This is a genomic window from Streptomyces sp. NPDC050549, from assembly GCF_040655035.1.
GTDB lineage: Bacteria > Actinomycetota > Actinomycetes > Streptomycetales > Streptomycetaceae > Streptomyces.
This window is the reverse complement of record NZ_JBFAJD010000002.1, coordinates 155,524-174,855: the sequence shown is the minus strand read 5'-3', so window position 1 is coordinate 174,855 and position 19,332 is coordinate 155,524. Positions and strand designations below refer to the sequence as shown.

Below are 19,332 nucleotides of genomic sequence, written 5' to 3'. Positions count from 1 at the left end.
ACGTTCCGTCACCCCAACAAGCGCTTCGGGCATATTCCAGCGCGAAGGAGTACGCGTGCGGGATACTGTGCGACGCTCATTGCGGAGAGTCGAACAGGCAGGGGTGAAAGCCCGTTCTGCCATACGAACTGCGGAGCGCACCGCCCGATCCGGAGCCGCCCCACAGGCAACACCGGCATGGCTCGTACCTTGAACCACTCGCATCCCACACAAGGTACCGGAGCCCCGAGGCGACTCCAGGCCGTGACGAGTCACGCCTGGGACACAACCCGATATCAACGCTGTGTGATTCCTGTGTGCCACGATCCGCGACACCGTTGTCGGAGCCGTTCCGGTCGCCGCAGGCAGGGGCCCCACTACACCGCTCCGCCCACCAGATCGACCGCGAGCAGCTCCTCACTCTCCGTGCTTCCACCGCCACGCTGGGCCCGCACCCACGCCCGTTTCAGATGCAGATGGACCTCGGACTCCCAGGTGAAACCCATCCCCCCATGCACCTGCAGACAGTCCCGGGCACCGCGCACGGCGGCCTCGTCGGCCAGCAGCCGGGCCGCCGCGATGTCCACCGGATCACCGGTCACGGCCGCCGCGTACACCGCGGCCCGCGCCACCTCGACCCGCACCAGCGACCGCGCGCACAGCTGCTTCACGGCCTGGAACGCCCCGATCGGCTGCCCGAACTGCTCACGCGTCCGGGCGTGTTGCACCGCGAGCCCACACACCCGCCCGGCCGTACCGAGCTGCTCGGCAGCGGTCAGCAGAACGGCCACGGGGTCGGTGCGCGCCGGCGCCGGCACCCGGTGCAGCGGCGTCAACGGATCCACCGACCGCAGCGCTACGGCCCCCTCGGCCCCCGGCAGCACGACATCGGCCTCCTCCAGCCACTCCACGAGCCTGCCGTCGGCAGCGGCGACAACGGTTTCCCCAGTGGCGGCCCCTGGAACCACCCCGGCAGCAAGATGCGTAGCGACCAACGGCCCGGGCACCAAGGCCGCCCCGACTTCCTCAAACACCAACACGGCTTCGGGCAACCCGAGTCCGGCACCTCCATCGGCTTCAGGCAGTCGCAGGGAAAACACACCGAGCTCTCCGAGAGCCCGCCAGAAACCCCGGTTCAGGGGCGCGGGGCTGTGTGCATCGGCGGCTCCGCCGCGGGGCGCGCCCCGCCCCCACCCACCCGCACCCGACCAACGACCGATCACATCCCGCACTGCGTCCCGCAAGACCCTTTGATCATCGGTCAGTTGAAACCGCATGGCTCACCTCCCCTTCGGCAACCCGAGAATCCGCTCGGCGACGATGTTCTGCTGAATCTGCGAGGTCCCGGCGGCGATCGTGTACGACAGCGACGACAGTCGGTCGAGCACCCAAGGCCGCTCCAGATCCAGCGACTCCACCCCCAGGACCTCCGCCGCCGCGTCATACAGCTCCTGACGGGCGTGCGAGTAGCGGAGTTTGAAGACCGAGCCGCCCACACCCGGGACGCCGCCGGAGGCTTCCGCCTCGCTCACATTCCACTGCGTGAGCCGCCACAACGCCCGGAACTCGGCATTCAGCCGCCCCAGTTGCCGCCGGAGCACGGGATCGTCCCACCGCCCGTTCCGCCGCGCCTCGTCGGCCAGCTCGCCCAACACCCGCCGACAGGCGACGACCTCACCCACGAAGGCCGTACCGCGCTCGAAGGACAGCGTCACCATCGTCACGCGCCAGCCGTCGTTCTCGTCCCCGACCCGGTTGGCCACCGGCACCCGCACCTCGTCGAGGAACACCTCGGCGAACTCCGCGGACCCGGCGAGCGTCCGCAGCGGCCGTACGGTGATGCCCGCCGCGTCCATGGGCATGGCGAGCCAGCTGATCCCCCGGTGCTTCGGCGCGGAAGGGTCCGTACGGACCAACAACTCGCACCAGTCGGCGACTTCGGCATGCGAGGTCCAGATCTTGGAACCGGTCACCACGTAGTCGTCGCCGTCCCGCCACGCGCGCGTGCGCAACGACGCGAGGTCGGAACCGGCCTCGGGTTCGCTGAAGCCCTGGCACCACACCTCGTCGCCCCGCAGCACGGGCGGCAGCCAGCGCTCCCGCTGCTCGGGCGTGCCCTCGGCGGCGATCGTCGGCCCCGCGTGCAGCAGCCCCACGAAATTGGCCCCGACGTAGGGCGCGCCCGCCTTCTCGGTCTCCTCCAGGAAGATGAGGCGGGTGGTCGGGGAGGCGTCCCAGTGCACGTCCGCGTACCCGGCGTCGTACAACATCCGCTGCCAGCCGAGGTCGTAGACGCGCCTGCCCGGCCAGTCGTCCGGGGACGGCTTCGCGGGGAGGGTGGGGAGCACCTTGGCGAGCCACTCCCGCAGTCGGGCCCGGTACTCGTCCTCCTCGGCCGTGTACGAGAGGTCCATTACCGGTCGAGGTCCAGGCCCAGCATGCGGATCGCGTTGCCCCGCATGAGCTTGTAGACGGTCTCGTCGTCGAGGCCCTTGACGTGGTCGAGGGCGACCTCCCTGGTGTTCGGGAAGGTCGAGTCGACGTGCGGGTAGTCGGTCTCGAAGGTGGCGTTGTCCCGGCCCACCACGTCCAGCGAGGCGACCCCGTGCTTGTCGCGGAAGAAGCAGCAGAACATCTGGCGGTAGTAGTACGTGGAGGGCGGGTCCGGGATGAGGTCACGGACCCCGCCCCACGCGCGGTGCTCCTCCCAGACGTCGTCGGCCCGTTCCAGGGCGTACGGGATCCAGCCCATCTGACCTTCGGAGTAGGCGAGTTTGAGGGTCGGGAACTTCACCAGGACCCCGCTGAAGAGGAAGTCCATCATCGAGGCCATGGCGTTGTTGAAGGAGAGGGAGGCCTGTACGGCTGGGGGTGCGTCCGGGGAGGCGGCGGGCATCTGGGAGCTGCTGCCGATGTGCATGTTGACGACCGTGCCGGTCTCCTGGCAGACGGCGAAGAACGGGTCCCAGTAGCCGGAGTGGATGGACGGCAGTCCGAGGTAGGTGGGGATCTCGGAGAAGGTGACCGCGCGGACGCCGCGGGCCGCGTTGCGCCGGATCTCCCCGACCGCCAGCTCGACGTCCCACAAAGGGATCAGGCAGAGCGGGATGAGCCGGCCGCCGCTGTCGCCGCACCACTCCTCGACCATCCAGTCGTTGTAGGCGCGGACGCAGGCGAGCGCGACCTCCTTGTCGTGCGCCTCGGCGAAGGTCTGGCCGCAGAAGCGCGGGAAGGTCGGGAAGCAGAGCGAGCCCTCGACATGGTTGAGGTCCATGTCCGCGAGCCGCGCCTTGGGGTCCCAGCAACCCCTGCGCATCTGCTCGCGGGTGATGCCCTCCAGGGTCATCTCGTCGCGGTCGAAGCCGACGGCGGCGATGTTGCGCTTGTACGGGAACTTGAGATCTTCGTAGATCCACCAGTCGGTGGGCGGGCCGTCCGGGTCCATCGTGATCTGGTATTTGCCCGCCACGTAGGCGAGTTCACCGATTCCGGCGGTGAGCGGCTGGGGGCCGCGCTCGCGGTACTTCGCCGGCAGCCAGGTCTCGAAGAGGTGCGCGGGTTCGATCACGTGGTCGTCGACGCTGATGATGCGGGGCAGTTCGGTGGTCATGGGTTCCCCTCCGCCGGACGGTACTTATCTGATGACCCGTCAGATAGCATGTCACCTGACGAGTCGTCAGCCAAGGAGGGGGCACCATGAACGAGACGCCGTACTCCCTGAGTTCCGCCCCCACGCTGTGGGAACTGGTCGTCCGCCGCGCCGACTTGACCCCGGACCGGCCCGTTTTCCTCCAGGACGACCGCGCCCTGACCTTCGGCGAGCTGCGGGACCGGGCGGAGCGGGTGGCGGCGGGCCTGTACGGCATGGGCGTACGGCCCGGCACGGTCGTCGCCTGGCAGCTGCCCACCCGGATCGAGACCGCCCTGCTCTCCTTCGCGCTGGCCCGCCTGGGCGCCGTCCAGACACCGGTGATCCCCTTCTACCGGGACCGCGAAGTCGGCTTCGCACTGCGGGAGTCGAAGGCCGAGTACTTCGCGGTGCCGGGCACCTGGCGCGGCTTCGACCACACGGAGATGGCGCGGCGACTCGGCGCGAAGGGGATCTTCGAGGCGTACGAGAGTGATCAACTCCCGGACGGAGACCCGGCCTTGTTGCCCTCGCCGCCCGCCGACGGCACCTCCGTCCGCTGGATCTACTGGACCTCCGGCACCACCTCCGACCCCAAGGGCGTGCTGCACACGGACCGTTCACTGATCGCGGGTGGCTCGTGCCTCGCGCACGCGCTGCGGCTGACGGCGGACGACGTGGGGTCGATGGCCTTCCCGTATGCGCACATCGCGGGGCCCGACTACACGGTGATGCTGCTGCTGTACGGCTTCCCGGCGGTGATGTTCGAGCAGTTCGCGCTGCCGGACGCGCTGGAGGGCTACCGCAAGCACGGGGTGACGGTGGCCGGCGGGTCGACCGCCTTCTACTCCATGTTCCTTGCCGAGCAGCGCAAGCAGCCCGGCACTCCCGTGATTCCCTCGCTACGGCTGCTCGCGGGCGGCGGTGCCCCCAAGCCGCCGGAGGTCTACCACTCCGTCGTACGGGAGATGGGGGTCCAGCTCACCCACGGCTACGGCATGACCGAGGTGCCGATGATCACCATGGGCGACCCGGAGGACACGACCGAGAACCTGGCCACGACCGAGGGACGGCCGCCGGAGGGGATGGAGATACGGATCGCGGACGGCGGGGAGGTGCGGCTGCGCGGGGAGGCCGTGTGTCAGGGGTACTTGGACCCGGCGCAGACCGCGGAGGCCTTCGACGCGGACGGGTTCCTGCGCACCGGGGACCTGGGGGTCCTGACCGACAGCGGGCATCTCGTCCTCACCGGGCGGCTCAAGGACGTGATCATCCGCAAGGGCGAGAACATCTCCGCGAAGGAGATCGAGGATCTGCTCGCCGCGCATCCGGACGTCGGGGACGTGGCCGTCGTGGGGCTGCCGGACGCGGAGCGCGGGGAGCGGGTGTGCGCGGTGGTCGAACAGCCGCCGGGGGCCGGTGAGTTGACCTTGTCCGTGGTGACGGACTATCTGCGCGCGGAAGGGCTGTCCGTGCACAAGCTGCCGGAGCAGCTGGAGATCGTGGACGCCCTTCCGCGCAACGAGACGCTGCGCAAGGTGCTCAAGTACAAGCTGCGGGAGCGTTATTCGGGAACGGTGAAGTAGCGGGCGAAGGCGGAGACGATCTCCGCCTCGCCGACCTTGCCGTCGCTGTCCGTGTCGAGGGCGTCGGCCGCCATGGCGGCGATGTCGTCGGGCACCCCGAGTGCCTTGAGGACGCGCACGGTGTCCGCGATGGTGGCCGAGCCGTCGCCGTCCGGGTCCGCGACGTCGAGAGCCGCGTGCAGGAAGGGGCGGCCGATCTCGGCGAAGCGCTCCGGGTTGTCGCGCAGCCGCTTGACCGCGCCGCCCACGAACTCCTCACGGCTGACGCGCTGGTCGCCGTCCCGGTCGGCGATGCCCGCCATGCCCTGCCAGAACGCCTCGGCGCCGATGTACAGGGCCTGACCCTTGTCGGAGCGGGCCGCCGTACCGAACTCCGCGAGCAGCGCCTTGGCCGCCGAGTTGAAGTCCTCGCGGTCGATGAAGCCGTTGCCGTCCTGGTCGAAGGTGGCGAACCGGGCGGCGATGCGTCGCTCGTACTCGGTGCTGACCATGTCTTTCGGGCCGCCTTACTCATGTGGGGGTGCACTTGGCAGGGAGCGTACGACGCCGGAGCGGGTCCGGGAGCAGGAAAACGTCGCTTGTACCAAGACCGGGGAAATTCCGAAACAACGGCGTCACCCCGGAAACCGACGCGTCACGCCGAGAGGGGGTCCGCCTCTTCTTCGGGCTCCTCTTCCGTGGCCGCCATCACATCGGGATAGACGTCGAAGAGGCGGCGCACTCCGAGGGCGCCGAGCACCCGGTTGACGTGCGAGCCTCCCCCAATCTCGAATTCGCCCGATCGGGAGGTGCCCCCATCCGCGCCCTGCGCGGGCAGGATCAGCCGCAGATGCCCCTGGCAGGACCGGATCAGACGGCGGGCGGCGATCAGGACGCCGACCCCGCTGGAGTCGCAGAACAGCACCTCGGAGAGGTCCACGACCAGGCTGTGGTGGCCGTCCGCCACCACGTCGTGCACCCGCTGGCGCAGCACCGGCGAGGTCACCAGGTCCAGTTCGCCGGACACCAGGAGCACGGACCAGCCGCCGCGCTCGCCGTCGTTCACTTTGAAGGCCACCATCGCGCCTTTCGCTAGCCGGAACTCCCGGAAACCGTCCGGAAACGGAAGCCGTACCTACGCTTCCTTGCAGCGCGGCTGCCCAGCGGCCGTTCCCTGAAACACAGGGACAGAAACGGAAACCGGTCCGAAGAGGCTTGTTTTAGTCGCCTTCGATCCTGTTCGATCAGTTGTGGACCGGGTAGGCGCACGTCCGCTACCACTCGCGTCCCTTCGGGGGCGTGCGATTGCACGAAGGGGCGTGCGCTGTCCGAGGTGCCGACTACATTCGAAGAGACGGTGGGCGCACGCTTGACTTGGGCACGGACACGGTGAGGGGGCCTCATGGCGACGAAGGACGCACCGCCCCGATGGGACCGCAAGATGCAGCAGCGGCTGGCCCGCGGCGAGGCGGCGGCCCTCGGTGAGCTCTACGACCGCTTCGCCTCCCTCGTGCACGCCCTCGCCCACCGCGTCCTCGGCGACGAACGCGCCGCCGACGGCATCACCCGTGAGGTCTTCGCCCACGTGTGGGAACACCCCGACACCTACGACCCCAAGCAGGGCCCACTGCGCTCCTGGGTGGCCGCACTGACCGCCCGCCTCGCCGTGCAGCGGCTGCGCGCCACCGAGACCGCCGCCCTCGCCCAGGACGGCCGGGGCTCCACCGAGGAACTGGAGCGCAAGGTCCGCCGCGCCTCCGTCGCCGCCCGCGCCGACTACATCGTCACGTCCATGCCCGCCCCGCTGCGGGCCGCCCTGGAGCTGGCCTACTTCCAGCGCCGCGACTACCGCCAGACCGCCGTCGACCTCGGCGTCACCGAGGACGAGGCCCGCCGCCGGCTGCGCCTGGGCCTCCAACTCCTGTCCACCGCCCACGACACCGGCGCACCGCCGGAACCAGCGGGACCAGGGGGTGCGGTGTGAGCGACGCGAACGACGAGCACGACGACCACGAGGCGTACGACGGGAGTCCGTCCGGGGAGAGCGAGGGCCGGGGGTCCGTGCCGCCGCGCATCCCCATGCCCCGGGCCTCTGTGGAGGACGGTGGAAGGCCGTTGCCCGAGCTCGACGAGTCCGCGTCCCGGCCCGCAACGCTGGTGCTGGAACACCCGGTACTGAAGGCGCTGCTCGGCGCGTGGGCGCTGGCCGCGTGCTCGGCGGCGGAGACGGCCGCCGTGGAGGAACACCTCGGCGAGTGCGGCTCCTGCGCGGACGAGGCGCTGCGGCTGCGCGGAGCGGTCGGCCTGCTGCACCCCGTCGAACCCCTCGACCTCGACCCCGGCCTGCGCACCCGCGTCCTCACCGGCTCCTTCGACCGCCGGCCACCGCGCATCCCGGTCCCCGAGTGGGCGACGCCGTACGACGCCGAGACCGCGCGCCTGGACGCCCTGCTGCAGGACATTGGCGACGCCGAGTGGCACGCGCCCGTGCGGCTGCGCTGGTTCGACGGACAGGCCCCGACGAGCCGCCGTACGACCGTCGCCGGGGTCATCGCGCATCTGCTGACCGTCGACGGCCTGGTCGCGACGGCGCTGGGCCTGGACGACCCGCTGACCGGGGAAGCGGCCGACAAGGCCACGAATCCCGCCGCGCGCACCGAGGCGTACTGGCGGGCGTCGTACTTCCCGCCCACCCGCTCCATCCGCGCGCCCTGGCGCGAACAGAGCCACACCATCGTCCGTACGGTCTCGTTCACCGGCACCACCACCGGCAAACGGGCCGTGTCCTACGGCGACTTCGAGCTGCCGCTGCACGACGCGATGCTCGACCGGGCCTTCGAGTGCTGGGTCCACGCGGAGGACATCGCGGACGCCGTGGACTATCCCTACGAACCGCCGTCACCGCGCAGCCTGAACCGGATGATCGACCTCGCGGCCCGCATGCTGCCCGCGATACTGGCCGAGCGAAGGCGCCACGGGTTGGCCGCGCCGGCCGAGGGGCGGCATCTGGTGCCGGCCGGCGATCCCGGGCGCAGCCTGCGGCTGGAGATCGAGGGGCACGGCGGGGGTGAGTGGTTGATCCCTCTCGACTCACCCGGCGCGGTGGGGTCGGCCGAGCGTGAAGTGGCCCATATCGCCCTGGACGGCGTGGAGTTCTGTCATCTGGCGGCTGGGCATGTGTCGCCGGAGGACGCGGCTGCGGGGCAGTTGGGGGATCGGGGGGCGATCAGGGATGTGCTGTTCGCGACGGCGTCGTTGAGCCGGATGTAGCGGGGCGGCTGCGGGTGCGTTGTGGCTGGTCGCGCAGTTCCCCGCGCCCCCAAAAACGAAACTGGGCCCGAGTTGCGAAGGGGCGCGGGAAACTGCGCGAACGGCCCCCACCGGCCCGCAGCCGCCCACGCACCAGAACCCCCGAGCTCCTAGGCGAACACAACCGTCCGGCGCCCGTTGAGCAGAATCCGCCGCTCCGCGTGCCACTTGACGGCCCGCGCCAACGCCTGGCACTCCACGTCACGCCCGATCGCCACCAGCTGGTCCGGAGTCACGTCGTGCCCCACCCGCTCGACCTCCTGCTCGATGATCGGGCCCTCGTCGAGGTCGGCGGTCACATAGTGGGCCGTCGCGCCGATCAGCTTGACGCCCCGCGCGTGCGCCTGGTGGTACGGCTTCGCGCCCTTGAAGCTCGGCAGGAACGAGTGGTGGATGTTGATGATCCGGCCGCTGAGCGCCTTGCAGAGGTCGTCCGAGAGGACCTGCATGTAGCGGGCGAGGACGACGAGTTCGACGTTCTCCTCGCGGACCAGGTCCAGGACCCGCGCCTCGGCCTCGGCCTTGTTGTCCTTCGTCACCGGGATGTGGTGGAAGGGGATGTGGTACGACTCCACCAGCTCGGCGAAGTCGGTGTGGTTGGACACCACGGCCGCGATCTCCACGGGGAGCGCCCCGATACGGGCGCGGAACAGCAGGTCGTTCAGGCAGTGGCCGAACTTGCTGACCATGAGGACGATGCGCATCTTCTCGTCGGCCCGGTTGATCTGCCAGTCCATGTGGAAGGAGTCACCGATCGCCGCGAAGCTCGCGCGCAGCTTGTCCACGGTCACCGGAGGCTCCGCGGAGAAGTGGACGCGCATGAAGAAGAGACCCGTGTCGTGGTCGCCGAACTGCTGGCTGTCCTCGATGTTGCAGCCGGTCATGAAGAGGTAGCTCGACACGGCGTGCACGATGCCCTGCTTGTCGGGGCAGGACAGGGTCAGGACGTACTGGTCGGCGGGCGCCGCGGCTCGGGTGGACTGCGCGTTCATGCGGAACAGGGTCCCATATCCCCCTGAGCAGGGGGACCGGCGTCCGCCACCCGGACCGGCGGCCCGCGCCGGTCGGCGGACTACGCGGACCGCGTCATGATCTGCAGCACCTCGAGCGTGCGCGGCGGCGCGTCCGGGTTCTCCCCGTCGCTCGCCGCCATCCGCACGTGCGCGTCGCGTGCCGCCCGCACCGCTTCCGGCCACGCCTGGTGGTCGACGTACGCGGAGACCGGGGCGTCGGGCCCGACCTGGTGCATGATCCGCAGCACGCGCAGGACGGCGGAGTCGACGAGGGCCGCCTCCTGGGAGTCCCGGAAGATCGTGCCGACGTATTTCTCGGCGGACCAGTTGTCCAGCCAGGTGTCCTCGACGAGGCGGTAGACGGCGTCGGTTACGTCCCCGTACCCGTCGACACCGGCCAGCCAGACGTTCTGCTGGAACACCGGATCGGAGAGCATGTGCAGCGCGGAACGCACGTTGCTGCGCCAGCGCCACCACGGCATGTCGTTCAGTGGCATGCCGCCCATGGTGGAGGAGCGACGGGGGCGACGGGAAGAGTTCTCCGGAGCTTGCACGGTCATCGATCGTACGTTCCTTGTCACACTCACAGGAACGCCCCCCGCAATTCACCTCCGCGTCACCACTTGTTGACCACGAGTCACTCCCGGGTTGGCCATGTGGCGGAAGCGTGTGTGTACATGACCGGCAGGCGGCGCAACCACAGCACCTTCCTCCCCACGATCACCCGGCCCGTCAGAGCCGCCGTCATGTCGGCGGCGGCACTGGTGGCATGCGCGTCGTTCGCGGCCGGCTGCGGGGTCATCCCCGGGACCACGGGGGGCTCCGGGGATGACCCGATCACCGTGATGACCTGGGCGCCCTGGGACACCAGCGCGACCAACAAACCCGGCATGCCCGCCATGGCGACGGCGTACGCGAAGTGGATCAACAAGCACGGCGGTCTCAACGGCCGCAAACTCAAGGTCCTGACCTGCAACGACCACAACACCAGCGTCTCCGCGGCGCAGTGCGCCCGGCAGGCCGTCAAGGAGAACGTCGTCGCGGTCGTCGGCTCCTACAGCGAGTTCAGCGACTCGTTCTTCGCCCCGCTGGAGGGCGCCGGCATCCCGTACATCGGCGGCTACGGCGTGACGAGCGAGGAGTTCACCCGCGCCCTGTCCTACCCCGTCAACGGCGGCCAGCCCGCGCTGCTGGCCGGTCTCGGCAAGGAACTCGCCCCCGGCTGCGGCACGGTCACCCTGGTCCGGCCCGACTCCATCGCGGGCGACGACCTGCCCCCGCTGCTGAACGCGGGGCTCACGGCGGGCGGGCACTCGCAGGCCACCGACCAGCTCGCGGCGGACGACGCCACCGAGTACTCCAGCCAGGCCACGCGCGCGCTGGAGAGCGCGTCCGGCGGCTCCTCGTCGAAGGAGGGGTGCGTGGTGCCCTCGCTCGGGGACCGCACCGACACCTTCATGGACTCCTTCCGGCGTGCGCGCGCGGACTATCCCGCCGTGCACACCGCGACCGTGCTCGGCAGCGTCGACCAGACCGAGATCAACGCTACGGGCGGGCAGTCCGGGCCGTACGAGGGGTCGTACATCACCGGCTGGTACCCGGTCGCGGGCGACCCGCGCTGGGACCCGATGAAGAAGGCCGTCGCCGAGGTGGCCTTCGGCGACAACCGCATCGACCCGGCGGACGCGGGAGTGGAGACGACCTGGATCGCGTACACCGCGTTCAAGACCGTCGTGAACTCGCTCGGCAACGGCGAGGTGACCGCCGACACCGTACGGCGCGCCCTCGACGACGGCGTCAAGGTCACCACGGGCGGGCTCACGCCGACGCTCCAGTGGAGCTCGACCGACGACGACGATCTCGCCTCCGTGGGTCTCTCCCGCCTGGTCAACGCCTCGGTGACCCTTCAGGTCGTACGCAAGGGCGTTCTGGTGTCGGCGAAGAAGGGGTTCTTCGACATGACGGGGACGCTGGAGAGCGCGAACCTCGACTGAGGTCCGCGCCCGTCCGTTCCTGTCTCCTCAGAGCTGGGTCGGCTGGCGCTGGGTCAGACCGTAGGTCTTCGCGATCGTGTTCCAGAGCGCGGCGGCCTTGGTCTTCTGGTTGCTGGCGACGCCGCTCGCCGCGTTGCCGGCCGCGGTCTGGCCGGTGGTGCGGGCCTGGCCCTTCTTGCAGCCGTGCTTGCCCGCGGCCTGGTCGGCCCAGGCCGCGTAGTGGTTGTCCGCGGACGCGGACGCCTTCCACGCGTTGGTGAGGGCGCTGGTCAGGGCCGCATTGTCAGGCAGCTTGTCCACCGTCAACTGCGAGAGTTTCGTGACCAGTTCGGTGCGCTGCTGGGCCGCGTCCCGCAGGTCGGAGGCGGAGTCTCCGAGGCTGTTGCAGGCCTTCACATTGCCCACCGCGCGGATCACCGAGGCACGGCTGCTGCCGCTGTCGGCCAGCAACTTGTCCAGGGCGACGGCCTGTTCCTTGGCGGCGTCGGTGCCCGCCGAAGAGGAACCGTCGGTCGCGGGCGACGTGGCGGCGACCGTCTTGTTGTCGTCGCTCTTGCTGCCGCCACCGCTGAGCAGCGCCCCGGCACCGACCCCGAGGATCGCGATGACGATCCCGACCCCGGCGATCAGCGGCACCCGCGAACGGCGCCCGCCCCGGCCGTCGTCGTCCTGCCCGGGCGGGGCGTAGGAGGGATCGGCGTAGGCGGGTTGGGCGTACGACGGCTGCGCGTAGCCCTGCTGTCCGTGGCCCGGCCGGCCGTAGCCCGGCTGCTCGGCCCGCGGCGGCTGCTGGAAGCGCGGCAGCTGCTGCGTGGACCCGGCCGGAGCCTCCCCGCCGCGGAAGAGGTTGTCGAACTCGGCGGGCGGCTGCCGGTCCTCCGCCCCGCCCCCGTACCCGGGAGCGCCGCCCTGTGCGGGCACCGGCGGGAGGAACTGCGTGGGCTGCGCGTCGGGATGCGCGGCCGGCGGCATCGGCCCGGCACCGCCGGACACCTCGGGCGGCAGCGCCCCCGGCAGCACGGGCGGGATGAACTGTGTCGCCCCCTCGTCCGCCGGGGCGGCCGGGACCGGCGGCAGGAACTGGGTGGCACCCTCGTCGCCGGGAATGTTGACCACCGGCGGGATGTACTGCGTCGCGCCCTCGTCGGCCGGCGGCAGCGGGGCGCTGGGGAACGCGGACGAGGCGGAGGACGCGGGGGGCAGGGGCGCGCCGCCCGAACCGGAAGCGCCGTATCCGTAGCCGTAGTCCTGTGCGCCGGATCCGTAGCCCTGTGCGCCCGCCCCGTACCCGGCGGACTGCTCCGGGGCGTATCCCGGTGCCGGCGAGTACTCCTGTGCGTACGACTGCTGCTGCACGCCGTAGGCCGCGTGCTGGGCGCTCTCCTGCGGCAGCGCCCCCGGCTGGCTCGGGATGCCCTCCTGGGCGCCCCACGGGGACGGCTGCTCGGGCGCGGTGCCCCACTGCTGCGGTTGCTGCTGTGCGTCGCCCCAGCCCTGGCCCGGCGGCGGGGCCGGGGTCCGGTGCTGCGGGTCGTGCTGCTGGTCCGGGCCCCACGAGCCGCCCCAGGCCTGGCCGCTCGGGGGCGTGCTCGGCGGCTGCCCTGCCGACTGCTGGTTACCGCGTCCGCCCGTCATACCCGGATGGAGGGGTTCACCTCCGTCGGAGGGCAGCACGATGCCTTCGCGCGCGGGCCGCGCCGAGGGCTCCTCGCCCTGTCCACTCTGCGTCACCGGGACTCCTACGAATGGGGGACCTTCGGGATCGTCGGTTCACGCTACCGGGTACCCCGAGCCCGGTGCCACGCAGCACTGGACTGGACCTCTCCACTTGTGACCCCGGTAACAGTTCCGGCCCCTCATCCGCGCCAAATCCCGTCCTTCGTCCTCCTTTCGCCACCGGATCACCACCGGAGGCTTCTTTCACTCCCGGTTCACGCGGCGGCCTGCAACTCCATCCGCGCCCCGAACTCCCGCACCACCGGCTCGTCCCGGTACGGCTCCAGGCGCTGCTGGAGGTCCTCCAGGTACTCGGCGCCCCGGTTGGACCGCAGCGAACCGAGCAACTCCACCGCTTTGAGGCCCGTGTTGCAGGCCTGCTCGACCTCGCGCTGCTGCACCTGCGCGCTCGCCAGCAGTACATAGCCGATGGCCCGGCGGCGCGCCCGTGACTCCGGGTGCCCGTCCAGGGACTCCTGCGCGCACCTGGCCGCCGCCTCGGCCTGCCCGAGGTCGCGGTGGCAGTGCGCCAACTCGTCGGCGAGATACGCCTCGTCGAAGTGCCCGATCCACGCCGGGTCGTCCCCGGACGACGGATCCGCCGCGTCCAGCGCGCTCACCGCACGCCCCGACGCCAGCTGCGCGGACCGCGCGTCACCCATCAGGGCGTGCCCGCGCGCCTCCGCCGCGTGGAACATCGCCTCGGCCCGCGGGGTCACACGACCGCGTGCCCCCTCCTGCGCCGCCCGCGCCAACTGCGCGATCTCACGCGGGTTCCCGAGCTGCGCGGCGAGATGACTCATGGACGCGGCGAGGACGTACCCGCCGTATCCCCGGTCCCCGGCCGCCTGCGCGAGGCGCAGCGCCTGGATGTAGTACCGCTGCGCCAGGCCGGGTTGACCGGTGTCGACGGCCATGTAGCCGGCGAGTTCCGTCAACCGGGCGACGGCGGCGAACAGTTCACGCCCCACGGCCTCCCGGTACGAGCCCGCCAGCAGCCCGGAGACGACACTGTTGAGGTAGTGCACGACGACCGGGCGGACATGCCCGCTGCCGTACTGGTGGTCCAGCTCGCCGAGCGCCTGCGTCATCGCGCGCACGGCCGCCACGTCGGACTGGCCCACCCGCGGCCCCGCCGCGCGCGCGACCTGCGAGTCCGGCGAGGAGATCAGCCAGTCGCGGCTCGGCTCGACCAGCGCGGACGCGGCGACCGACGAACCGGACAGGAAGTCCCGGCGCCCCACGTCACTGCGCCACAGCTCACACACCTGCTCGATGGCCCCGAGCACGGTCGGCGAGAACTGCAGGCCCACACCCGACGCGAGATTCTTGCCGTTGGCCATGCCGATCTCGTCGATCGTGACCGTACGGCCCAGCTTGCGGCCCAGCGCCTCGGCGATGACCGCCGGAGCCCGCCCGCGCGGCTGCTGTCCCCGCAGCCAACGGGCCACGGACGTCTTGTCGTAGCGCAGGTCGAGACCGTGCTCGGCGCCGCACATGTTGACCCGGCGGGCCAGCCCGGCGTTCGAGCACCCCGCCTCCTGGATGAGCGCCTGCAGCCGTTCGTTCGGCTGCCGCGCGACAAGTGGCCTTGCGGCCATGGCGTACCCCCTGGGAACAACCCCTGAAGCGAAAAGATCCGGCCGAGAAGATCAATGCCCAGCGAACATGGCGAAAATGCGAAGCATGCGAGGAATGCCGGGGTGAAGGCTCGTGGCCGCCCCTCACGTGGCTACCCCGATCCCGCCCTCGGTCCTCCCGCGCGCCCCCGCACATGCCTCCATGCGCCCCAGTTGCGGAATCGATGCTCCTCCCCCGCGCGCGCTACAGCCGTAACCCGAGGTGGGTGCGGGAGTTGTGTTGGGCGTGGAAGAGACGATCGCGGGCACCGAAGCCGCTCAGATTCCGAAGCAGCGCGGGGAATCGCTGCTGGAGACAGCCGTACGCTACGCCGAGGAGCGCCACTGGGACGTCTTTCCCGGCACCTGGCTGGAAGCCGTCGACGGGGTGCAGCGCTGCTCGTGCGAGGACCCCGCGTGCGCCGCACCCGGCGCACATCCGGCGCGTGAGGACTGGGCGACGCAGGCGACGGGCAGTGCGACGGTCGCGCGCCGGATGTGGCAGAAGCAGCCGGGGGCATCGATTCTGCTGCCGACCGGACGGACGTTCGACGCGATCTCCGTTCCGGAGACCGCGGGGTTCCTGGCGCTGGCGCGGATGGAGCGCATGGAGTTGACGCTGGGTCCTGTCACGTTGACGCCGTCGCGGCGGATGGAGTTCTTCGTGCTGCCGGGTGCGTCGGTGAAGGTGCCGGATCTGGTGCGGAAGATCGGCTGGTCGCCGTCGTCGCTGGATCTTGTGGTGCTGGGCGAGGGTGGGTATGTGGCCGCGCCGCCCACCCGGTTCGGGTCCCGGGGGGCTGTGCAGTGGGCCTGCCGGCCGACCGCGGCCAACCGTTGGCTGCCGGATGCGGAGGAGTTGATCTCGCCGCTCGCCTATGCGTGTGGGCGGGATCGGTAGTTCGGCGGGCGCGGGTCCGGTGGGGGCTGGTCGCGCGGTTCCCCGCGCCCCTTGGGGAGGACCCCTGACCGTAGGCTGCAAGGTATGACGTCTCCTGCCGTGCGTGTGCGTGGGCTCTGGAAGCGGTTCGGGCAGCAGGTTGCTGTTGCCGGGATCGATCTGGAGTTGCCTGCCGGGAAGTTCATCGGGCTGGTCGGGCCGAACGGGGCCGGGAAGACCACCACCCTCTCGATGGTGACCGGGTTGCTGCGGCCCGATCAGGGGACGGTCGAGGTCGTCGGGCACGACGTCTGGGCGGATCCGGTGGCCGTGAAGGCGCGGATCGGGGTGCTGCCCGAGGGGCTCCGGCTCTTCGAGCGGCTCTCGGGGCGTGAACTCCTCGGCTACAGCGGGCGGTTGCGGGGGCTGCCCGGGGCCGAGGTCGACAAGCGGGTCACGCAGTTGCTGGACGTGCTCGACCTGGCCGGGGCGCAGCACAAGCTCGTCGTCGACTACTCCACCGGTATGCGCAAGAAGATCGGGCTCGCCGCCGCTCTCCTCCACAACCCCGAAGTCCTCTTCCTGGACGAGCCGTTCGAGGGTGTCGACCCGGTCTCCGCACAGATCATCCGGGGCGTCCTGGAGCGCTACACCGCCTCCGGCGCCACCGTCGTCTTCTCCTCCCACGTCATGGAACTCGTCGAGTCGCTCTGCGACTGGGTGGCCGTCATGGCCGCCGGCCGCATCCGCGCCCAGGGCACCCTGGCCGAGGTGCGCGGCGAGGCCCCCACCCTCCAGCAGGCGTTCCTCGAACTCGTCGGCGCCGGCGCCCGCGACCACGGCTCCGACCTCGACTGGCTGGGCGGCGGCACCCGATGACCGACACCACGCCCCCGGCCTCGATCACTCCCGTCTTCGTACGTCTGAAGCTGTCGTTGTTGCGCAACGGTCTACGGCAGTCCGGGGGCCGGCGGGCCGCGTATGCCGCGTCGGCGGTCGTGGCGCTGCTGTTCGCGGCGCTCCAGCTGCTCGGGCTGATCGCTTTGCGCGGGGATGCGCACGCCGACTCCGTGGTGGTCGTCCTGGTGTCGGTGCTGGGGCTGGGCTGGGCGGTGATGCCGCTGTTCTTCCCGACCGGTGACGAGACCCTCGACCCGACCCGCCTGGTGATGCTGCCACTGCGGCCCCGGCCTCTCGTACGGGCGCTGCTGGCGGCCTCGTTGGTCGGCATCGGTCCGCTGTTCACGCTGGTGCTGCTGCTCGGTTCGGTGATCGCGGTCGCGCACGGCGCCGCCGCCTGTGTCACGGCGGTCCTGGCGCTCCCGCTCTCCCTGCTGGTCTGTGTGGCCCTCGCGCGGGCCGTCGCCGCCGCCAACATCCGCCTGCTGACCAGCCGGAAGGGCCGGGACCTCGCGGTGCTGAGCGGGCTGGTGATCGCGGTCGGGGCGCAGTTGGTCAACTTCGGCGCGCAGCGCCTGGGTTCGTCCGGGCTGTCCCAACTCGACCCGGCGGCCCAGGTGTTGCGCTGGGTGCCGCCCGCGTCGGCGGTCGGCGCGGTGGACTCTGCGAGCAAGGGCTCCTACAGCCTCGCCGTCGTCCAACTCGCCGTGTCGGCAGGCGCTTTGGCGGCCCTGCTGTTCCTCTGGTCGCGCAGTCTCACCAAGTTGATGACCTCGCCCGACGGCTCCACCCTGCAGTCCGCCGAACCGGCCGCGAAGGACAGGGCGTCCGCCGGTGGTCTGGCCCGTCTCCTCCCGGCCGGCCGCACCGGCACGGTCATGGAACGCAGCCTGCGCTATGTCTGGCGTGACCCCAAGACCAAGGCGGCGTGGGTGACTTCACTGGCGATCGGTCTGATCGTGCCGGTGTTCAACGCGCTGCAGGGCACGGGCTCGGTCTACTTCGCGTGCTTCGCCGCCGGGATGCTCGGCATCCAGATGTACAACCAGTTCGGGCAGGACACCTCCGCGTTCTGGATGGTCGCGATGACGATCTCCACGACCAGGGACGCCTACGTCGAACTCCGCGCCCGCGCCCTCGCGTTGCTGCTGATCACCGTGCCGTACGCGGCGCTGGTGACCATCCTGACGACGGCGATGCTCGGCGACTGGCACCGGCTCCCGGAGGTCCTCGGCCTCTCCTTCGCCCTCCTCGGCGCGATGCTCGCGACCGGCGCCTGGACCTCGGCCCGCTTCCCGTACTCGATCCCCCAGGGCGGCCACAAGAACGTCGCCCCCGGCCAGGCCGGTCTGGCCTGGATCTCCATCTTCGGCGGCATGATCTCGGCGGCCCTGATCTGCTCCCCCGTCATCACCCTCACGATCTGGTCCAACGTGAGCGCGGACGGGGACAGGTGGAGCTGGCTGCTGCTGCCGGTGGGGGCGGGGTACGGCGCGGCGATCACTTACGCGGGGCTGCGGCTGGCGGCACCGGGAACGGCGAGGCGGCTGCCGGAAATCCTGGCGGCGGTCAGCAAGGGGTGACTTGCGGCTTTGCCGTCAGGGACGCGGGGAACTGCGCGACCAGCCACAACGCACCCGCACCCGCCCCACAACCGCCCCCACCCCCATGGGCGATCTCACACCAGCACCCCGTCGAGAAACGGCTCGACAGCCGCCCGCCAAGCCGCCGGCTGGTCGTAGTGCACCAGATGCCCGGCGTCGGCAACCTCCGCATACTCCCCTCGGGGAAGCACCCGCACCATCTCCTGCGCCTCGGCTCGCCCCAACTCCCCGTCCAGGCCCCGCACCACAAGCGCAGGGCACTGAACCTGGGCCAGCTCCTCCCAGTGCGCGTCGTACACCCACGTCTCCCGCGACTTCAGCATCTGCTCCGGCTCGAACACCGGCCGCCACCCGTCGGGAGACTCCTGCATGACCTCGGCGTAGAACTCCCCCCGGGAGGGATTGGGCCGCTCCACCCACGGGTCGTCCTCGCCGAACCACTTGCGGACATCCGCGAGCGTGGCGAAGGGCACGGGCCAGGACTTGAACCAGTCGGACCACTCCCGCTGCGAGGCCGCGCCCAGCGCGGACGCCCGCATGTCGCAGATGATCAGCCCCCGCACCAGATCGGGCCGCTTCGCGGCGAGCTGCCACGCGGTCAGCGCGCCCATCGCGTGGCCGACGAGGACGACCGGGGCGAGCCCCAGCTGTTCCAACGCGGCCTCCGCGTCCTCGACGTAGGCCTCACGGGTGAACGCCGCCTGCGGCGGCTTGTCGCTCCGGCCGTGGCCGCGCTGGTCGAGTGCGACCGCGCGGTGCCGTTCGGAGAGCCAGCGGGCGGTGGACGCCCAGTGCGAGGCGCGGCCCATCAGGCCGTGCAGTAAGAGAACTCCGGGTGCCCGCTCGATCTCCCCCGATTTGGGCGGGTCCGCGAACTCCCATGCGGCCAGGCGTACGCCGCCTGCCCCGGTCACGTCGATGCGCCGCGTCATTGGTCCTGGCACCCCCCTAGCCACGCTCTGCCGCTTGTGCCGTTCGTTCCTGCTGCTGTCTCTTCTCTTGCTCGTCTCTTCCTACAGGTCACGCCCCGCGCGTTTCATCACCCACAGGTTATCGAATACAGATTCGATAATGCGGTCTCCGGCGGCAACACCCCTCGTTCGAGTGACCCGGCTCAAGGAATGA

The 19,332-nt window shown here is 70.8% G+C and carries 17 protein-coding genes; 7 read left to right on the top strand and 10 right to left on the bottom strand.

Translation table 11 applies throughout. The annotated features are described in order from the left end of the window. Positions 1 to 356: 356 nt before the first annotated feature. From AB0I51_RS04880 to AB0I51_RS04870, 3 genes are read right to left on the bottom strand one after another with little or no spacing between them, the layout of a single operon-like run. Positions 357 to 1,256: an acyl-CoA dehydrogenase family protein gene (locus AB0I51_RS04880; RefSeq protein WP_362971462.1), complete on the bottom strand. Its 900-nt coding sequence runs from the start codon at positions 1,254 to 1,256 to the stop codon at positions 357 to 359. A 3-nt stretch (positions 1,257 to 1,259) separates the two neighbouring features. Then, positions 1,260 to 2,393: an acyl-CoA dehydrogenase family protein gene (locus tag AB0I51_RS04875; RefSeq protein WP_362971460.1), complete on the bottom strand. Its 1,134-nt coding sequence runs from the start codon at positions 2,391 to 2,393 to the stop codon at positions 1,260 to 1,262. Further along, positions 2,393 to 3,589 carry an amidohydrolase family protein gene (locus AB0I51_RS04870; RefSeq protein ID WP_362971458.1) on the bottom strand — a complete coding sequence of 399 codons (1,197 nt, stop codon included), beginning with the start codon at positions 3,587 to 3,589 and terminating at the stop codon, positions 2,393 to 2,395. Before AB0I51_RS04870 ends, AB0I51_RS04875 begins: the two co-directional genes overlap by 1 nt. Positions 3,590 to 3,675: 86 nt before the next feature. Between AB0I51_RS04870 and AB0I51_RS04865 the strand changes: the two genes are divergently transcribed. Next, positions 3,676 to 5,193: an AMP-binding protein gene (locus AB0I51_RS04865; RefSeq protein WP_362971456.1), complete on the top strand. Its 1,518-nt coding sequence runs from the start codon at positions 3,676 to 3,678 to the stop codon at positions 5,191 to 5,193. Here AB0I51_RS04865 and AB0I51_RS04860 read toward each other — a convergent pair. Continuing rightward, the gene (locus AB0I51_RS04860; protein ID WP_019075570.1) at positions 5,172 to 5,684 is read right to left on the bottom strand and encodes an EF-hand domain-containing protein; all 513 of its coding nucleotides are present in this window, start codon (positions 5,682 to 5,684) and stop codon (positions 5,172 to 5,174) included. The two genes, AB0I51_RS04865 and AB0I51_RS04860, sit on opposite strands and share 22 nt — an antisense overlap. 143 nt (positions 5,685 to 5,827) lie before the next feature. Further along, positions 5,828 to 6,253: an STAS domain-containing protein gene (locus AB0I51_RS04855; RefSeq protein WP_362971453.1), complete on the bottom strand. Its 426-nt coding sequence runs from the start codon at positions 6,251 to 6,253 to the stop codon at positions 5,828 to 5,830. A 321-nt stretch (positions 6,254 to 6,574) separates the two neighbouring features. Between AB0I51_RS04855 and AB0I51_RS04850 the strand changes: the two genes are divergently transcribed. Then, positions 6,575 to 7,156 carry a sigma-70 family RNA polymerase sigma factor gene (locus AB0I51_RS04850; RefSeq protein WP_362971451.1) on the top strand — a complete coding sequence of 194 codons (582 nt, stop codon included), beginning with the start codon at positions 6,575 to 6,577 and terminating at the stop codon, positions 7,154 to 7,156. Positions 7,157 to 7,251: 95 nt separating this feature from the next. Next, positions 7,252 to 8,442 (top strand): maleylpyruvate isomerase N-terminal domain-containing protein, encoded by a 1,191-nt coding sequence (locus AB0I51_RS04845; protein WP_362971890.1) that lies wholly within the window; start codon positions 7,252 to 7,254, stop codon positions 8,440 to 8,442. 149 nt (positions 8,443 to 8,591) lie between these two features. Here the strand turns inward: AB0I51_RS04845 and purU are convergent, their stop codons facing one another. Together purU and AB0I51_RS04835 are read right to left on the bottom strand one after the other, a co-directional pair. Beyond that, entirely contained in the window at positions 8,592 to 9,473 is an 882-nt protein-coding gene (gene purU / locus AB0I51_RS04840) for a formyltetrahydrofolate deformylase (RefSeq protein ID WP_362971449.1), read from the bottom strand. Between the two features lie 80 nt (positions 9,474 to 9,553). Continuing rightward, the gene (locus tag AB0I51_RS04835) at positions 9,554 to 10,054 is read right to left on the bottom strand and encodes a hypothetical protein (protein ID WP_362971447.1); all 501 of its coding nucleotides are present in this window, start codon (positions 10,052 to 10,054) and stop codon (positions 9,554 to 9,556) included. Positions 10,055 to 10,171: 117 nt separating this feature from the next. On the opposite strand from AB0I51_RS04835, the gene AB0I51_RS04830 reads away from it, so the two are divergent. Next, on the top strand, positions 10,172 to 11,488 hold the full coding sequence (locus AB0I51_RS04830; protein ID WP_362971445.1) for an ABC transporter substrate-binding protein: 1,317 nt from the start codon (positions 10,172 to 10,174) through the stop codon (positions 11,486 to 11,488). Between the two features lie 27 nt (positions 11,489 to 11,515). Here AB0I51_RS04830 and AB0I51_RS04825 read toward each other — a convergent pair whose 3' ends face one another. Continuing rightward, positions 11,516 to 13,219, bottom strand: a complete 1,704-nt coding sequence (locus AB0I51_RS04825; protein WP_362971443.1) for a hypothetical protein — start codon at positions 13,217 to 13,219, stop codon at positions 11,516 to 11,518. 200 nt (positions 13,220 to 13,419) lie between these two features. Continuing rightward, complete coding sequence (locus AB0I51_RS04820) at positions 13,420 to 14,805, bottom strand: transcriptional regulator (protein WP_362971441.1); 1,386 nt, start codon at positions 14,803 to 14,805, stop codon at positions 13,420 to 13,422. Between the two features lie 256 nt (positions 14,806 to 15,061). Between AB0I51_RS04820 and AB0I51_RS04815 the strand changes: the two genes are divergently transcribed. The 3 genes from AB0I51_RS04815 (at position 15,062) to AB0I51_RS04805 (ending at position 18,186) form a co-directional block, all read left to right on the top strand. After that, positions 15,062 to 15,724 carry a bifunctional DNA primase/polymerase gene (locus AB0I51_RS04815; protein ID WP_362971439.1) on the top strand — a complete coding sequence of 221 codons (663 nt, stop codon included), beginning with the start codon at positions 15,062 to 15,064 and terminating at the stop codon, positions 15,722 to 15,724. An 84-nt stretch (positions 15,725 to 15,808) separates the two neighbouring features. Beyond that, the gene (locus tag AB0I51_RS04810) at positions 15,809 to 16,582 is read left to right on the top strand and encodes an ABC transporter ATP-binding protein (protein ID WP_362971437.1); all 774 of its coding nucleotides are present in this window, start codon (positions 15,809 to 15,811) and stop codon (positions 16,580 to 16,582) included. Then, on the top strand, positions 16,579 to 18,186 hold the full coding sequence (locus tag AB0I51_RS04805; protein WP_362971435.1) for a transporter: 1,608 nt from the start codon (positions 16,579 to 16,581) through the stop codon (positions 18,184 to 18,186). Before AB0I51_RS04810 ends, AB0I51_RS04805 begins: the two co-directional genes overlap by 4 nt. A 95-nt stretch (positions 18,187 to 18,281) precedes the next feature. Here AB0I51_RS04805 and AB0I51_RS04800 read toward each other — a convergent pair whose 3' ends face one another. Further along, positions 18,282 to 19,139 (bottom strand): alpha/beta hydrolase, encoded by an 858-nt coding sequence (locus AB0I51_RS04800; RefSeq protein WP_362971433.1) that lies wholly within the window; start codon positions 19,137 to 19,139, stop codon positions 18,282 to 18,284. Positions 19,140 to 19,332 lie beyond the last annotated feature (193 nt).

Bases quoted from the DNA above. Each gene is read 5' to 3' on its own strand.
- AB0I51_RS04845 (WP_362971890.1), top strand. From the start codon at position 7,252: ATGCCCCGGGCCTCTGTGGAGGACGGTGGAAGGCCGTTGCCCGAGCTC.
- AB0I51_RS04810 (WP_362971437.1), top strand. From the start codon at position 15,809: ATGACGTCTCCTGCCGTGCGTGTGCGTGGGCTCTGGAAGCGGTTCGGG.
- AB0I51_RS04820 (WP_362971441.1), bottom strand. From the start codon at position 14,805: ATGGCCGCAAGGCCACTTGTCGCGCGGCAGCCGAACGAACGGCTGCAG.
- AB0I51_RS04850 (WP_362971451.1), top strand. From the start codon at position 6,575: ATGGCGACGAAGGACGCACCGCCCCGATGGGACCGCAAGATGCAGCAG.
- AB0I51_RS04870 (WP_362971458.1), bottom strand. From the start codon at position 3,589: ATGACCACCGAACTGCCCCGCATCATCAGCGTCGACGACCACGTGATC.
- AB0I51_RS04830 (WP_362971445.1), top strand. From the start codon at position 10,172: ATGACCGGCAGGCGGCGCAACCACAGCACCTTCCTCCCCACGATCACC.
- AB0I51_RS04800 (WP_362971433.1), bottom strand. From the start codon at position 19,139: ATGACGCGGCGCATCGACGTGACCGGGGCAGGCGGCGTACGCCTGGCC.
- AB0I51_RS04880 (WP_362971462.1), bottom strand. From the start codon at position 1,256: ATGCGGTTTCAACTGACCGATGATCAAAGGGTCTTGCGGGACGCAGTG.
- AB0I51_RS04805 (WP_362971435.1), top strand. From the start codon at position 16,579: ATGACCGACACCACGCCCCCGGCCTCGATCACTCCCGTCTTCGTACGT.
- AB0I51_RS04875 (WP_362971460.1), bottom strand. From the start codon at position 2,393: ATGGACCTCTCGTACACGGCCGAGGAGGACGAGTACCGGGCCCGACTG.
- purU (WP_362971449.1), bottom strand. From the start codon at position 9,473: ATGAACGCGCAGTCCACCCGAGCCGCGGCGCCCGCCGACCAGTACGTC.
- AB0I51_RS04835 (WP_362971447.1), bottom strand. From the start codon at position 10,054: ATGACCGTGCAAGCTCCGGAGAACTCTTCCCGTCGCCCCCGTCGCTCC.
- AB0I51_RS04865 (WP_362971456.1), top strand. From the start codon at position 3,676: ATGAACGAGACGCCGTACTCCCTGAGTTCCGCCCCCACGCTGTGGGAA.
- AB0I51_RS04860 (WP_019075570.1), bottom strand. From the start codon at position 5,684: ATGGTCAGCACCGAGTACGAGCGACGCATCGCCGCCCGGTTCGCCACC.
- AB0I51_RS04855 (WP_362971453.1), bottom strand. From the start codon at position 6,253: ATGGTGGCCTTCAAAGTGAACGACGGCGAGCGCGGCGGCTGGTCCGTG.